The sequence below is a fragment of the Pseudarthrobacter sp. genome, assembly GCF_036675385.1.
In the GTDB taxonomy this organism is placed as follows: domain Bacteria; phylum Actinomycetota; class Actinomycetes; order Actinomycetales; family Micrococcaceae; genus Arthrobacter.
Window position 1 is genome coordinate 1 of record NZ_JAKFFD010000093.1, and the last position, 13,679, is coordinate 13,679.

Here is a 13,679-nt window from a genome sequence, read left to right on the forward strand (position 1 = left end):
CGACGGCACCGACCTCGCCGCCCAGAAACTCGAACGCCTCCTCACCAACGACCCCGGCATGGGCGTCATCCGCCACGCCGACGCCGGCTACGACCGCGCCACCGACGTCGCCAAAGAACGCGGAGTCCGCATCCCCATGCAAGAAACCCGGTAACCAAGGTCCCAACCGCACATCGGCTGCTCCGTAACCGCTGTTTAGAACCGCCAAAAGGGCCGTTACGGAGCAACCGATGAGAAAGAATCAGTCCATGATTGAAATCGACGGCACACGGCTGCGTCTGGCCGATATCACCACGGCGGCTGCCGGGGGCACCGAGGTGACACTGACGCCGTCGGCCGTTGAACGGATGGCGGCATCCCAGCTGTCGGCGCGGGCAACCGCCCGTGCCCGGCCCGTTTACGGGCGTTCCACCGGGGTCGGCGCCAACCGCTCCGTCACGCTGGATCCGACGGACACGGACATGCATGGACTGAATCTCCTGCGCAGCCATGCGGTGGATGCCGGGCGGGCCCTCGACCGTGAAACCGTGCGGGCGATGCTGGTGATCAGGCTCTCCCAGCTGGCGGCAGGTGCCTCCGGCATCAACCCGGCCATAGCCGAAGCGCTCGTGGAGATGTTGAACCGGGATGCCCTGCCGGAGGTTCGGGAATTCGGCGGGATCGGGACAGCCGACCTGCCGGCCTTAGCCGGGACCGCACTCACGCTCCTGGGCGAGCGGCCAACCATGGACGGCGGGATCATCCCCGAGTCGCTCAACGGCTGGGCCACGGAGGACGCCCTGCCATTCATCAGTTCCAGCGCGCTCACCATTGCCCAGGCTGTACTGGGCCATCAGAAACTTGCCGTCCTCGTGGAGAACCTCACGCTGGTGAGTGCTCTGTCCTTCACCGCGATGTCAGGCAATCCGGAGGCGTTCAGCCCCGAGGTGGCCAGGGCATCCGATTCGGCTGCTGTGGGGGACATGGCGACGACACTTCACGGGCTGGTAGCTGGGACCGGCGTGGCCGCCCGGATCCAGGATCCGTACTGTCTGCGCACTTTGCCGCAGGTCCTCGGGGCGGTCATGGAGGAGCTTGCCTCGCTTGAATCGCTCCTGAACCGGCTTGTTGTTGCCGGCCACGAGAACCCGATGGTCTTCGGCTCTGAGACCGACGGGACCAACGGGGTGGCCCATCACGGCCTCTTCCAGATGACAACCCTTGCCAGGCGGATAGACGCGCTGCACTTGGCCCTGGGGACGGCCTGCGCCACCAACCTCCGCCGGATCGACCTGCTCTGCGACCCTGCCTTCACGGGTCTCAACCGGTTCCTGGCAGCCGACGATTCCGGCCAATCCGGCGTCATGATGCTCGAATACGTAGCTGCAGCTGCCGCGGGGCTTGTACGCGCCAACGCCCAGCCCGCGAGCCTGCAGACGGTGGTCCTGTCTCTCGGCGCCGAGGAAGACGCCAGCTTCGCCAGCCTGGCGGCATCCCGGCTGCACTCCACCGTCCAGGCGCTGGCGACCATGACGGCCGTTGAATTGGTGTGTTCAGCGCGGGCACTGCGGATGCAGGGACGGCAACCGTCCGACTTCACCCATCCGCTGCTCAGGAGAGCCCTCGAAACCGGATTCACGCTTCCGGCTGCCAGCCAGGACCGCGACCTCCGCCCCGACGTCGATGCGGCGTTGAAACTCGTCCGGCTGCCCGCCCTGGGACGACACCGGTAAAACAACATGGAATCCTCCCCCAAAAATTGATCCAACCTTGAGCCAACCCTTGGCAACTCATGCAGTTGGCGGTCCACGCTGGATTCATCACCACAAGAAACGGCGGGGAAGCAGGAAGATTCATGGGGAAGGAATCAGCTCTGGATGAGGTCGTCACGGTGGGAGGACTGATCACTGATCACCACCCGCTCGACTTTCACACCTTGGGGCTGGCCGGTTGCATTGACCGGCTGACTGGACCCCTCCGTCAGCAAGGAACGGCAGTCCGCTGGGATACTCCGCACTGGGGCATCGAGATCCCGGCGGACTGCGCGTCCCTCCTCTACCAATCGGCCCGCGAAGCGCTGAGCAACGCCTTCAAGTACTCCGACGCCGCCGCGCTCACCGTCCAGTTGTCCGCCGTGGACCACGGCATCCGTCTTGTAGTGTCCGACGACGGCACGGGCTTCGACTGCGAACTCGCGTTAAGCGGCAAAAACCACGGCTACGGGCTGCGCCTGATGTCCGTGGCAGTACATGAGGCCGGCGGCACCGTCAGCGTCTGTTCGAAGCCAGGGGAGGGCACCACCGTGACGGTCACCCTCCCCCTGGACTGACGCCTGTGGGCTTGGGAAGGCTGGACTACCGTGAAAGCTTGTCCGGATCCGGCTCCGGATCGCCGATGTGGCCCGGCGCATTGGCGGCCAGTACGCGCTGGACGAACGCGCTGTATTCCTCCATGTAGTGCCGGAGGAACTTGGCTGTGCCCTCATCCCGGACCTCGCCGTCGTCGCCAAAGACGCCCGGCTTGAAGTGAATGTACACTTCCGGGGCGTTCAATTGGGGGGCGTCCAGGAAGCTCAGCACACTCCGCATGGAGGACTGCATCACCGCCGTGCCGATACTGCCCGGCGAGGCACCGATGATGCCGGTGGGCTTGCGCGCGAAGGAGTTGGTGCCCCAGGGCCGCGACGCCCAGTCGATGGCATTCTTGAGCGCTCCCGGAATGGAGCGGTTGTATTCGGGGGACACAAACAGGATGCCGTCCGAGGCCTCGATCGCTTCCTTGAGGGCGCGGCCTGCCGGCGGGAAATCGGCGTCGTAGTCGTAGCTGTAGAGGGGCAGGTCCCTAATAGGGATCTCGGTGAATTCAAGGTCCGCCGGGGCCAGCTTGATGAGGGCCTTGGCGAGTGTGCGGTTGATGGAGCCGGTGGCCAGGCTCCCCACGAAGTATCCAATTTTCTGCGTTGCCATGAGATTGTTCCTTCCCAACAGCCGGCAGAACCGGCTGGCCGTAGAGCTTTACAGGATGAAGCGGGCACAGTGCGTCCCCAGTCCAGCACAGAACACGTGCCGCGGCCAGAGCGCTGGAATGGATATTGACACCCCGCTTCGGGAGGCGCTGAATGATGGTTGAGGCACATTCCACACACCATAGGAGCGGTTGAGATGAAGGAAAAACCAGTCATGGCGCAGCGCATCCACAGCGAGGCTCCGGCCGAAGGGGACGAGTTGGCGGACCCCACTGACATCCGAGTGCACTCCCAGGAACCCGCCGAAGGCGCCGACACCGACGACGACTGACCGCCGCCAGTCAAAGGACCTTGTGAGCAGCAAAGTCGAGAAGCGGATTGTGGTTGACGTGCCGGTCAGCACCGCCTACAAGACCGAGCTCTCCCTCACGCTGGAGTACCAGCCGGAGGGCATGGTGGAGAAGGTGGGCGACCTGCTCCACGTCGTGGCCCGCCAGGCGGAACACGACCTGAAGAAGTTCAAGGAGGGCGAGATCCGCAGCGCGGCCCAACGCAAGGTCCGTAAGCCGAACGACGACGACGGCACCCTCCCGCCGCTCGGCGGTACCTTGGGCGACCGTTGACGGGCGAAGTCGCAGACTGGCGGAGTCGAACCTAAGGTGCCGCCCGCCGTCGTACTTTGCAACAGCAGTACGCGGCATCAGCTGCCTACCCCATACAAGCTGCCCTGCCCCGCACGAGCGGGGCTGCCCCGCACCGCTCGTGCGGGCCAGCACCGTCCCTACGTAAGCGGCCTAATCGCGGGCGGGCACCAGCACCACTTCATAGGGGCTCGCCGGCCGGTTGAACTGCGCATTCACGGCCGCCAGGGTGCTCCCGAACCGCGCCACCGTGGCGGGAACATCGAAAGCGGGGCTGGTGATGGTGTCTTCGATCTCGCCCGAGGAGAGATCGTTGGACAAGTCGATCCGGACGATCTGGTTCAGGAAGTTCTGAACAGCCCAGACCGTGTGGCCACGGACCAGGATGCCGTCAACATTCGGCACATCCACACCCTCAATCAAGGCGCTGACACCGGTCCCCGGATCCACGGTATAGAGAGCCCCGTTGTTCGAATGAGCCACGATCAGGACCCGGTCGCCCTTGGCCGCGGCAATGCCGTTGAGGTTGAATTGACCGGTCAGCCCGGCGGCAGGCCCGCTCAGCGGAAGGGTCTCAACATCGCCAAGTTCGCCGTGCCTGCCCACGGGGAGGAAGTAGAGCTCGCCAGCGGCCGAGTTCGTGAACCAGGCGCCGTCCTGCGTCAGAGCTACGTCGTTGATGAACCCCGGAGCGAGCGTGAAGTCATCCACCGGCTCGCCTGATTCGGTGTTGTACACGAAGGCTTTGCCGGTCCCGCCACCCGCTACAAACAGCAGATCGTGGCGGGTATCGGCCTTCATCCCGACGGCGGCCCTCGGCTGCGTATCGAATTCGGATACGTCGATGAACAACCGCGCTGTGCCGTCACGGATGTCGCCGCGGTAAATGTCGCCAAGTGCCAGGTCTCCGGCGTAGAAGGTTCTTCCCTTGCCGGCGGCGATCCCCTCGGCGGATGTGGCGCCCTCGAGCACAATGACTGGGTCTGATGGGGACGCAGCTGACGCCGGGAGAACAGGTGCCAGCAGCCCCATCAGCGCGATGAACCCGATGACGGTACGGCGTTGTACTTTTCCTGAATTCTGGGTTGTGCGGGCCATGACGCTTCCTTGAATTTGGGCTGATCCGCACGGGCCAACCTGCGGCAGGCGCGCACGATTGTCCTGCCAGTTTAAGCACCTCGCGCCGAGCCCGCCAGAGTCCGGAGCCCCCTCCTTGTGCGGTCACACTCCGCCCTCCGGAGCCCCCGGAGCGGCAAGGCGCCGCGGTCTCTGCTTACAATCGAAACCTCAATCATCTACTGAGGGACCCATGAAGAAACTCGCCACCGCCCTGATCGCTGCCGGCCTCGTGCTTTCCGCTTCTGCGTGCACCACGCCCACCAAACTTTCCACGCCCGAAACCTGCGACCGCGTCAAGGCTGTCCTGGCGAACCCCGCGAACAATGTGGGCAAGACCGGCCTGGTGCGTCTCTCCAACCAGATCCGGCCCACCGAAGTTGTGGCATCGGATGACCTCAAGCCTGCGCTCCGATCCATCATCGAGTACACGGACGAGTCCGCCAAGGAAGCCCCGGACGAGGCCAAGCTCGCCGAACTGGAGCCCAAGTACCGTGAAGCCGGCGCCGCCTTCACGAAGCACTGCAGCTAAGACGCCTCCCGCGTTAACGTTCGACGGCGGCCGGTTGGCCGCCGTCGTTGGCTTATCCTTGGCTCGTGGATCTCTATCAGTCACTGCTCTCGTTCGGCCTTGTGGCCGGACTCCTGACGCTGGTTCCGGGCATCGACACGGCACTGGTACTCCGTTCGTCCCTCGCCAGGACGCGCGGTTTCGCCTTCGCCACGGCCCTGGGCATCTCCACCGGACTGATGGTCTGGGGAATCGCGGCAGCTGTGGGCGTCTCGGCGCTGCTGGCAGCATCTGAACTGGCCTACCGGGCGCTCACCATCGCCGGTGCCGCCTACATGGTCTGGCTTGGCGCTTCCCTGCGGTGGAAGAGCAGGGCCAAGGACCCGTCGTCCGCCTCGCCCGAGGTTGGAGTGCCCGCGGCCTCCCGTCATCAACTGTTCCAGGGCTGGCTGACCGGGACAGGCACTAATCTGCTTAATCCGAAGGTGGGGGTGTTCTACATCGCCACGATTCCCCAGTTCATCCCGCCGGGGACACCTCCGCTGCTGATGGGAACTTTGCTGGCCGGCGTCCACTGCGTCCTGGGCCTTGCGTGGCTGACCTTCCTGATTTTCGGAGCAGGTTTCGCCTCCAAATGGCTGAAAAGCGCCCGCAGCCTCAGGATCATCGACCGCATCACCGGCACCGTCCTGATCGGTTTCGGGCTGCGGCTCGCCCTCGAACCACGGCACTGATACCGGTCCCTGGCGCGGGTCCCCTGACACGGGTCCCGGGTGCCGGGCCCCGGTGCCGACCTTAGTTCAGGGACAGGGCCAGGTAGAGGGCTGTCAGGATCACCACTGTGGGCGTCATGACCAGGCGCTCCGGTTTGCTGCGGGAGATTCCGTTCAGCACGATGCCCACCGCGAAATAGGCTGTCAGCACCCAACAGAAGACGCTCGTGAAGCCCTCGTTCACCAGCGGGGCCGCCATGCCGGCCTTGGCCAGCGCGACATAGGCGAAGAGGACGTAGAGGATGATCGAGGTGGCGCTGCCGATCCGCAGCTTGGTGGGCAGGACGTTGTGCTGGCCGCCCCATGCAAACCGTCCCAGTGGCGCTCCCGCGATCAGGGCGGCCTGAAAAACCGCGAGCGCGGCCAAGAGTACACACGCAACAATCGCGGCTAGCTGGGCTAACTGCATCGAAGATCCCCATTCCCCGTGGTGGCCGCCGGCCCGTTGCAGGCACCGTCCGGACGTAAGCTTAACGTGACCTCCGCCTCATGATGGGACGATCGCGCTGTCCCTTCCGTTAAACCATTGGCGAAAGGAGGCCAAGTGCTTATTGTCTTAACCGGAATCGACGGCTCGGGAAAATCCACGGCCGCCCGCGCCTTGGTAGATGCGGCCCAGGCTGACGGCGAAAACGCCCTGCTGCTCAGCAACCATGCCGGCAGGCGGAGCATGTCCGTGCTGGCTGAACGGCTGGGCATCCGCTGGCCCCGCCGCCTGGCCGACGCCGTGGAAACCACCCTCCGCGTGGCCAACGTGCTGGTGTCCCATGCCCGGGCCAGCCGGGTCGACGGACTGGTGGTGATGGACCGGCACCTCCACTGCCAGCTGGCCCTGCGCGGGGCCAAAGGACTGCGGCGTGGCCGCCTGCTCCCCTGGCTGATTTCGTCCCTGCCGGAGCCTGACGCCGTGGTGCATCTGGACGTTGAGCCTGTGTTGGCACACGATCGCATCATGGCCCGCGGCACCGATTCGGAGACGCTGGCTGACCTGGTGGACTTGCGCGACGCCTACCGCGCCATGCCGGAATACGCGGCTTTCGTACAGCTCGACGCCGACTGCCCGCCGGCCGAGGTTGTGGCCAGGCTCAAGCGGATCGTGCACAAGCGGCTCGTGCGCGCGGAAACTGCCGTGGCTGTATAGCCCCCACCCAAGCCCCGGCAGGCCAACTCCGGCTCAAATCAGCGCGCTCAAATCAGCGCGTGCGATCCCCTGCTCCGCGGCCGGCCGAAGGACGCCGTACCGAGGAATTCAATGGCGACGAACGGCTCGGAGCCAACCACCCACTCATCGTGCCCGGGAGGCAACGCATAGGTGTCATGGGCGCGGATGGTGGACCTCACGCCGTCGGACGTTTGAATCTCCAGGCTCCCGGACACACAGTAACCGAGGTGGTTGTGCTCGCAGAAGTCCGTCAGTTCAGTAGGCTTGGCGGACTCGGACCAGCGCCAGCCTGGCGCGAGGATGAGGCGGGCCACCGAGTAGTCGTCAACGGTGACGAGATCGAACTCGGCCTTGTCCGGACACCGTTTCTTGTCCGGGATGTCAAGGGATTTTACGGCCAGTGCTCTAATGAAATTTGCGGTCATGGGGAAACAGCCTTGGGATCATTTGCGGTGGGCGCTTAGGGCTGGGACCAAGCGGTTGTGCGTGGATGCCGGCTAGCGGCTACGTAGTGCGGATCACGTACTGCGGAGACCAGAAGTGCGTACCTCTAACCGTATCCATCCGGCGCCTCAAGTCAATGGACCGCCGGACATTCACGGGGCCGAAAAGGGTCCCCTGCACAGGTCCCGGCCCCGGACCAGCCGGAATACTTCAAATGACGCCGGAGTTGTTGTTTAAACTGGAAAGCCGATTCACTGGTTTCCTGTCTTTTGCCATCAGAGTCTCCCGAAGGAACGCCATGAGCCCCCAACTGACCATCAAACTTCAGCCAGGTACCCAGGCCCCCGAGTTCACGCTGCAGGACGCCGACGGCAAGGAAACCTCACTGGCCAACTACCGCGGCAAGAACGTCATCGTGTACTTCTACCCGGAGGCGGCAACCCCCGGGTGCACCACCGAGGCCTGCGATTTCCGCGACAGCCTCTCATCCCTGCAGGGCTCCGGTTATGAAGTCCTGGGCATCTCCCCTGACGCCCCGGAGAAGCTGGCTAACTTCACCGGCGACTTCAACCTGACCTTCCCGCTGCTCTCCGACGAGGACCACGCAGTTGCCCTGGCCTACGGCGCGTGGGGCGAGAAGCTGGTCGACGGCGAGATCGTCGAAGGCCTCGTCCGCTCCACAGTGGTGGTGGACCCCGACGGCAACGTGTCGCTGGCCCAGTACCAGGTCAAGGCGCAGGGCCACGTGGCAGCCCTCCGGGAGTCCCTGGGGGTCTAGTCTGGCGGGGCACAGGTAGCCCACCAACCGGGAGTCAGGCATGGCGATCGAAGTCCGTCCGGGAACGCTGTTCGAAGACGTCAAAACGCTGGTCGGACCCAAGCGGCCCGATGCCAACGTCTGCTGGTGCCTGAGCTACCGCATCCCGTCCAAGCAGAACCTTGCGCTGCGCGGAACGGCCCGCGGCGACCTGGTGAAGGAGCTGGTGGCGCAGGATCCGCCGCCAGGGGTTCTGGCGTACGACGGCGGCGAAGTAGTCGGGTGGGCAGCTGTCCATCCGCGCGCCGACACCAGCTTTGCCCGCAACCGCAGGATCCCGCACGTGGACGACCTCGATGTTTGGTCTGTGTGGTGCATCCGGGTCCGGCCCGGTTACCGCGGCAAGGGGATCTCCCATCACCTGCTCAAAGGTGCCGTGGAGCTGGCCCGCGGATACGGCGCGCCCGCCATTGAGGGGTACCCGGTGGACAACGGCGGCAGCAAAGTGGACCTCACCATGGCGTACGTGGGCACGCGCAGACTCTTCGAGAAGGCCGGGTTCATCAAGGCCGCTGATACGGATTCGGTGCTCAACGGGTTCCCGCGCGTCCTGATGCGCCTGGACCTGCGCTGAATCAGGGTTTTTTCCGCCAGCTGCTCGGCCAGTCGTTGTCGATGAACCACAAGGCCAGCAGCAGCGCGTCCACGGTCAGAAGCCCAGCTAAAAGATAAGCCCACCCTGTGTACCAATGCACGGCAATCTCCTGACCTGGTATCCCCCAGCCACTTGATTGTCCTCAAAGTGTGGCACGGAAAAGGTCAGCAGGGAACGGCTACTTTGCGAGCGCCGCCAGGCGGCCGTGAACTTCGGTTTCACGGTTGAGGAGGCGGGTGAGCTGTTCGACTTTTTCCGAGAGCTCCACGCCCACGGCCAGCCGGTCCCCCGGCCAGCTCGAGGCCTCCCAGGACTCCCCCAGGGCTTGGGCCAGCGAGCGCGACAGCGAACGGAGCTTCCAGGAATGGCTCAGGTAGTGAAAGGTGCTGCGCGGGCGGCGGCCCTGCTTCAAGAGCCGCCGCCACGAGCGCCCCAGCCTGCCGGGCAGTCTGACGGATTCCGTAGGTTCCATAAGTCCTGCACCGTCCTCCGGCAATCCGCAAATTCCTTCAAGCTGGTCCTTCGAGTGTGGCCAAGGAGCCTCAAGGTCCCATCAAGGGCGGGCAAGTATTCCGGCAAGTCTGGGCCACGCAAGGCCGGTCAATGGCCCACCGCCCCGGAATGTCGAGTGCTGCACCCTTCTTTCAACCCTCGTTGTCAGGTCTATGACATGCTTCACGGGCCCTAATACTGTAGAAGTAGAGGCATGCCTTCCATGCCCGAACCGCGCCGTGCCGTTGTGATTGAGGACGATCCGGACATCCGAGGCCTCCTTGTCCGGATCCTGACCAAGCAGGGTTTCGAGGTCACCCACGCTGAAGCCGGCCTGCCCGGCGTGGAGGAGGTCCGCCGCGCCAAGCCGGATCTCATCACACTGGACGTGAACCTCCCGGACGTGGACGGGCTGGAAGTCTGCAAACTCCTCCGTGAATTCTCTGATGCCTTCATCGTGATGCTCACCGCCCGTGCGGACGAACTGGACAAGCTCACGGGCCTGGACAACGGCGCCGATGACTACATCAGCAAGCCATTCAGCCCGCGCGAACTCCAATCCAGGATCAACGCCCTGTTCCGCCGCCGGCAGCCGTCCTCCGCGGACACAGCCGTGGCGAGCGAGCTGGAGCGCGCCACCGAGGTCCAGCAGAGCCTGCTGCCCCAGGAGGACGTCCGGGTGGACGGGTACGACGTCGCCGGCGTCTTCCGCCCCTCCCGCAGCGTCGGCGGTGACTTCTACGATTGGTACCGCACGCCGGAGGGCCTGCACCTGACGTTCGCCGATGCCATGGGCAAGGGCATGGGCGCCGCCCTCATCGCGGCCACCGTCCGGGCCGTCATGCGGTCCACGGGACAGCGCCAGGACCTGGACGCCGCCTTCGCCTCCGCCAGCACCACCATCGCGGCGGACCTGGATTCCTCCAACTCATTTGTCACCCTCTTCCACGCCCGCCTGGACGCCGCTTCCGGCGTCGTCAGCTATGTCGACGCCGGCCACGGACTGGCGCTGCATGTCACCGCAGAGGGGTCGGCGCACCGTCTTCCCAGCGGCGGTCCGCCCGTGGGCGCCTGGGCCGGATCCGCCTGGCCGCAGTCCGCCGTCAGCCTGGCCCCGGGAGACTCCCTGGTAGTGGCCAGCGACGGCGTGCTGGACGTTTTTGACTCGGTGGAGCAGTTCACCGAGGCGGTGCTCGCCGCAGCCCATGGCCAGGTTTCTGCGCAGTCCGCCAGCGACGCCATCATGGCACTGGCCCCTGCCGAAACCGCCGAGGATGACGTCACCGTAGTGGTGGTCCGCCGCCTGCCTGAGCCAGCCCTGGCATGACGCGCTTCTGGACCCGCCTGGTTGTGGTCCTGACGGTCATCTTCGGCCTGAACTATGTGGGCTGGCGCTGGGCGTCGTCGCTGAACTGGGATGCCTGGTGGATCGCCGTGCCCCTGGTGTTGGCTGAGACCTACAGCCTGATCGACGTGATGCTGTTCGGGATGACCGTGTGGCAGCTCAAGATCCGCAAGGGAGCCCCCGCGCCGCCCCACGATGCCACCGTGGACGTCTTCATCACCACATACAACGAAGACCTGGACATGGTCATGACCACCGCCCTGGCGGCCCAGAAGATCCGGCACCCGCACAGCACCTGGATTCTCGACGACGGCGCCCGCCCCGAGCTGAAGGCCCTCGCCGAAGAGCACGGGCTGGGTTACGTGACGCGGAGCGAGGACTGGACCACCAACGTGCCGCGCCACGCCAAGGCCGGCAACCTGAACAACGCCCTGATGGTGACGCACGGCGAATTCCTGCTGATCCTGGACGCGGACCAGATCCCCGAACCGGACATCCTGGACAAGACCCTGGGCTATTTCAACAACCGCCGCGTGGCCCTGGTCCAGACCCCGCAGTACTTCAGCAACGTGCCCGCCCACGATCCCCTGGGCAGCCAGGCACCCCTGTTCTACGGGCCCATCCAGCAGGGCAAGGACGGCTGGAACGCCGCGTTCTTCTGTGGCTCCAACGCCATCCTGCGCCGCGAAGCACTGATGCAGCTGGGCCTGGTGGGCTACGTCAAGGAGACCGAAAAGAGCATCCGGCGGGCCCTCACGGCTTCCCGGTCCGCCATCCGCCAGGCGCGGAAATCCGCTGACATGGACACCCCGCTTGTCGCTGAAGTGCTGGACGCGGTGGAGGCCGCCACCCGCGAAGCCCAGGAGCAGCTGGCGGCCGGACAGCCGTTGAGCGAGATCACGTACCGGGTCCGCCGCCGCGTGGACGCGGCCGTGCAGACCCTGGTCCAGGCTGACATGTCCGCACTGCAGGCCGACCTCGAAGAGATCGCCGCCATGGAACTCGCCCATGTGGGCGATGCCGGTGTCCCGGTGGTGGCCGACGACGCCGTCCGGCGCATGTCGGCCCGTGACTGGTCGCCGCTCGGCGCGCTGGAATCCGTGCAGGCCGTCCTGGATGCCCTGAGCGTTGAGCGCAACGACGAAGCCCAGCCGGTCATGCCGCTGGCCACCATCTCCGTCACCGAGGACATGGCCACGGCAATGCGCATGCACGCCATGGGCTGGGAAAGCGTCTACCACCACGAGATCCTGGCCTATGGACTGGCGCCCGAGGACCTCAAGACCATGCTCACCCAGCGCCTCCGGTGGGCGCAGGGGACCATCCAGGTGCTGCTCCGCGAGAACCCGCTGGTCCAGAAGGGCCTGAAGATCGGCCAGCGGCTCATGTACTTCGCCACCATGTGGACCTACCTCAGCGGCTACGCGGCGATCATCTACTTCGCCGCCCCCATCATCTACCTGCTGCTGGGCGTCCTGCCCGTGGCCAGCCTCAGCTGGGACTTCTTCATCCGGTTCACCCCGTTCATGGTTGCAAACCAGCTGCTGTTCGTCGTCGCCGGCCGCGGTATTCCCACCTGGCGCGGCCAGCAGTACAGCCTCGCGCTGTTCCCCACCTGGATCAAGGCCTGTTCGACGGCGGCCCGGAACGTCTGGTTCGGCCGTCCCCTCGGGTTCGCGGTCACCCCGAAGTCCCGCCAGAGCGGCGGCCCCAGTTGGAGCCTCATCCGCCCCCAGATCGTGGTGACCGTGCTGCTGGCGGTGGCCGCCGTCGTCGGGATTATCAGACTGGCCACGGGACTGGCCGAGCCGCTTGGCACACTGGTGAACGTTGCCTGGGTTATTTTTGACCTTGTGGTCATGAGCGTCCTGGTCCGGGCGGTTTTGTACAAGGGGTACGTACCCGCTGGGGACGTCGAGGCTGGAGAGAGGAAAGCCGATGGAGTTTAGTTATGAGGTCAAGGATTCGTATGCGGAGGTCAAGGCGGACGGGCGGCTGAACATGGTGTCGGCGCCCAAGCTGCGCGAATTCGTCACCGACGTGATCGCCGGCGGTTCCTCGCGGATCGTGGTGAACCTGGAGAACACGGCGTTTATGGATTCCTCCGGCCTCGGCGCGCTGATCGGCTGCCTCAAGGCCGCCCGCCAGGCCGGCGGGGACCTGCGCATCGCAGCGGTCCAGCCGCAGGTGAAAATGGTTCTTGAGCTGACCAGCATGGACCGGGTGTTGACTGCCTACGCCTCCGCCGACGAGGCGTTCAGCAATGACTGAGGTCCTGGCCCGGCGGACCTTCCGCGGACTGTCCACGGTCGAGGCCATCGAGTCCGTCCACAACGAACTGGACAAACTCTGGGAGGACGCCCCGTTCGTCCAGGCCATGGACCAGATGACGTTCACCACAGCGGTGATCGAGTCCGCGTCCAACATTGTCCAGCACGCGCAGCCGGCCAAGGCGCAGAAACCGGTGGAGCTGGGAGTGGACATCAGCGTCCAGCCCTCCCTCCTGCAGGCCCGGGTCAGCGCGTTCTTCGCCAAGCCCCCGTTCGGCCCCCTGGAACCGGGAAGCCCGGACGACGATTCCGAGTCCGGCCGCGGCCTGGCGCTCATCGAGGCCCTGGTGACCACCGTGACCTTCGAACGGCAGGACGGCACCAACACCTGGATCCTGTCCCGGACGTCACAGCCCTGACCCTCCCACCCCCGGATGCTCTATCACCTACGGTTCCCATTCGGCTGTTTTGGCAGCCGTACGTGATAGGGCAACGGCAATGATGAGTAGGCTAGAGGGCATGGCTTTTGAAGAAACCCCCGCCGAACGCCGCGAGGTCACCGTCCGCCG

19 protein-coding genes are annotated in these 13,679 nt (G+C 65.2%); 14 read left to right on the forward strand and 5 right to left on the reverse strand.

Going from position 1 to position 13,679, the window contains the following annotated elements; translation table 11 throughout:
- The 3 genes from V6M49_RS07365 to V6M49_RS07375 form a co-directional block, all read left to right on the forward strand.
- The coding region (locus tag V6M49_RS07365) for a hypothetical protein (protein ID WP_332760730.1) at window positions 1–154 on the forward strand (154 nt) is incomplete at its 5' end.
- 94 nt (window positions 155–248) lie between these two features.
- Window positions 249–1,712, forward strand: coding sequence for an aromatic amino acid lyase (locus tag V6M49_RS07370; RefSeq protein ID WP_332760716.1), 1,464 nt, complete (start codon window positions 249–251; stop codon window positions 1,710–1,712).
- A gap of 122 nt (window positions 1,713–1,834) precedes the next feature.
- Complete coding sequence (locus tag V6M49_RS07375; RefSeq protein WP_332760717.1) at window positions 1,835–2,308, forward strand: sensor histidine kinase; 474 nt, start codon at window positions 1,835–1,837, stop codon at window positions 2,306–2,308.
- A 25-nt stretch (window positions 2,309–2,333) separates the two neighbouring features.
- Here the strand turns inward: V6M49_RS07375 and V6M49_RS07380 are convergent, their stop codons facing one another.
- Window positions 2,334–2,945, reverse strand: coding sequence for an NADPH-dependent FMN reductase (locus V6M49_RS07380; RefSeq protein ID WP_332760718.1), 612 nt, complete (start codon window positions 2,943–2,945; stop codon window positions 2,334–2,336).
- Between the two features lie 195 nt (window positions 2,946–3,140).
- Between V6M49_RS07380 and V6M49_RS07385 the strand changes: the two genes are divergently transcribed.
- Window positions 3,141–3,275 (forward strand): hypothetical protein, encoded by a 135-nt coding sequence (locus V6M49_RS07385; RefSeq protein ID WP_256370762.1) that lies wholly within the window; start codon window positions 3,141–3,143, stop codon window positions 3,273–3,275.
- A 22-nt stretch (window positions 3,276–3,297) separates the two neighbouring features.
- On the forward strand, window positions 3,298–3,567 hold the full coding sequence (locus V6M49_RS07390) for a hypothetical protein (protein WP_332760719.1): 270 nt from the start codon (window positions 3,298–3,300) through the stop codon (window positions 3,565–3,567).
- A gap of 171 nt (window positions 3,568–3,738) precedes the next feature.
- Here the strand turns inward: V6M49_RS07390 and V6M49_RS07395 are convergent, their stop codons facing one another.
- Window positions 3,739–4,683 (reverse strand): hypothetical protein, encoded by a 945-nt coding sequence (locus tag V6M49_RS07395; RefSeq protein WP_332760720.1) that lies wholly within the window; start codon window positions 4,681–4,683, stop codon window positions 3,739–3,741.
- A 211-nt stretch (window positions 4,684–4,894) separates the two neighbouring features.
- Between V6M49_RS07395 and V6M49_RS07400 the strand changes: the two genes are divergently transcribed.
- Together V6M49_RS07400 and V6M49_RS07405 are read left to right on the forward strand one after the other, a co-directional pair.
- Window positions 4,895–5,233: a hypothetical protein gene (locus tag V6M49_RS07400; RefSeq protein ID WP_104061570.1), complete on the forward strand. Its 339-nt coding sequence runs from the start codon at window positions 4,895–4,897 to the stop codon at window positions 5,231–5,233.
- 65 nt (window positions 5,234–5,298) lie between these two features.
- On the forward strand, window positions 5,299–5,946 hold the full coding sequence (locus V6M49_RS07405) for a LysE family translocator (protein ID WP_332760721.1): 648 nt from the start codon (window positions 5,299–5,301) through the stop codon (window positions 5,944–5,946).
- 61 nt (window positions 5,947–6,007) lie between these two features.
- Here the strand turns inward: V6M49_RS07405 and V6M49_RS07410 are convergent, their stop codons facing one another.
- Window positions 6,008–6,394, reverse strand: a complete 387-nt coding sequence (locus V6M49_RS07410; protein ID WP_332760722.1) for a hypothetical protein — start codon at window positions 6,392–6,394, stop codon at window positions 6,008–6,010.
- Between the two features lie 135 nt (window positions 6,395–6,529).
- Here V6M49_RS07410 and V6M49_RS07415 point away from each other — a divergent pair, with 135 nt between their 5' ends.
- Window positions 6,530–7,126 carry a dTMP kinase gene (locus V6M49_RS07415; protein ID WP_332760723.1) on the forward strand — a complete coding sequence of 199 codons (597 nt, stop codon included), beginning with the start codon at window positions 6,530–6,532 and terminating at the stop codon, window positions 7,124–7,126.
- A gap of 47 nt (window positions 7,127–7,173) precedes the next feature.
- On the opposite strand, the gene V6M49_RS07420 is transcribed toward V6M49_RS07415, so the two are convergent.
- Window positions 7,174–7,572 carry a cupin domain-containing protein gene (locus V6M49_RS07420; RefSeq protein WP_056341140.1) on the reverse strand — a complete coding sequence of 133 codons (399 nt, stop codon included), beginning with the start codon at window positions 7,570–7,572 and terminating at the stop codon, window positions 7,174–7,176.
- A gap of 317 nt (window positions 7,573–7,889) precedes the next feature.
- Here V6M49_RS07420 and bcp point away from each other — a divergent pair, with 317 nt between their 5' ends.
- Both bcp and V6M49_RS07430 read left to right on the forward strand, forming a co-directional pair.
- Window positions 7,890–8,369 carry a thioredoxin-dependent thiol peroxidase gene (bcp, locus tag V6M49_RS07425; RefSeq protein WP_332760724.1) on the forward strand — a complete coding sequence of 160 codons (480 nt, stop codon included), beginning with the start codon at window positions 7,890–7,892 and terminating at the stop codon, window positions 8,367–8,369.
- Between the two features lie 40 nt (window positions 8,370–8,409).
- Entirely contained in the window at window positions 8,410–8,982 is a 573-nt protein-coding gene (locus V6M49_RS07430; protein WP_332760725.1) for a GNAT family N-acetyltransferase, read from the forward strand.
- A gap of 199 nt (window positions 8,983–9,181) precedes the next feature.
- Here the strand turns inward: V6M49_RS07430 and V6M49_RS07435 are convergent, their stop codons facing one another.
- Complete coding sequence (locus tag V6M49_RS07435) at window positions 9,182–9,475, reverse strand: hypothetical protein (protein WP_332760726.1); 294 nt, start codon at window positions 9,473–9,475, stop codon at window positions 9,182–9,184.
- 234 nt (window positions 9,476–9,709) lie between these two features.
- Between V6M49_RS07435 and V6M49_RS07440 the strand changes: the two genes are divergently transcribed.
- From V6M49_RS07440 to V6M49_RS07455, 4 genes are read left to right on the forward strand one after another with little or no spacing between them, the layout of a single operon-like run.
- A complete protein-coding gene (locus V6M49_RS07440; protein WP_332760727.1) occupies window positions 9,710–10,822 on the forward strand; it encodes a PP2C family protein-serine/threonine phosphatase in 1,113 nt (370 codons plus the stop codon).
- Complete coding sequence (locus tag V6M49_RS07445) at window positions 10,819–12,789, forward strand: glycosyltransferase family 2 protein (protein ID WP_332760728.1); 1,971 nt, start codon at window positions 10,819–10,821, stop codon at window positions 12,787–12,789. The genes V6M49_RS07440 and V6M49_RS07445 overlap by 4 nt, the downstream gene beginning before the upstream one ends.
- Window positions 12,779–13,111 (forward strand): STAS domain-containing protein, encoded by a 333-nt coding sequence (locus tag V6M49_RS07450; protein ID WP_058930966.1) that lies wholly within the window; start codon window positions 12,779–12,781, stop codon window positions 13,109–13,111. Before V6M49_RS07445 ends, V6M49_RS07450 begins: the two co-directional genes overlap by 11 nt.
- Window positions 13,104–13,529 (forward strand): ATP-binding protein, encoded by a 426-nt coding sequence (locus V6M49_RS07455; protein WP_332760729.1) that lies wholly within the window; start codon window positions 13,104–13,106, stop codon window positions 13,527–13,529. Before V6M49_RS07450 ends, V6M49_RS07455 begins: the two co-directional genes overlap by 8 nt.
- Window positions 13,530–13,679 lie beyond the last annotated feature (150 nt).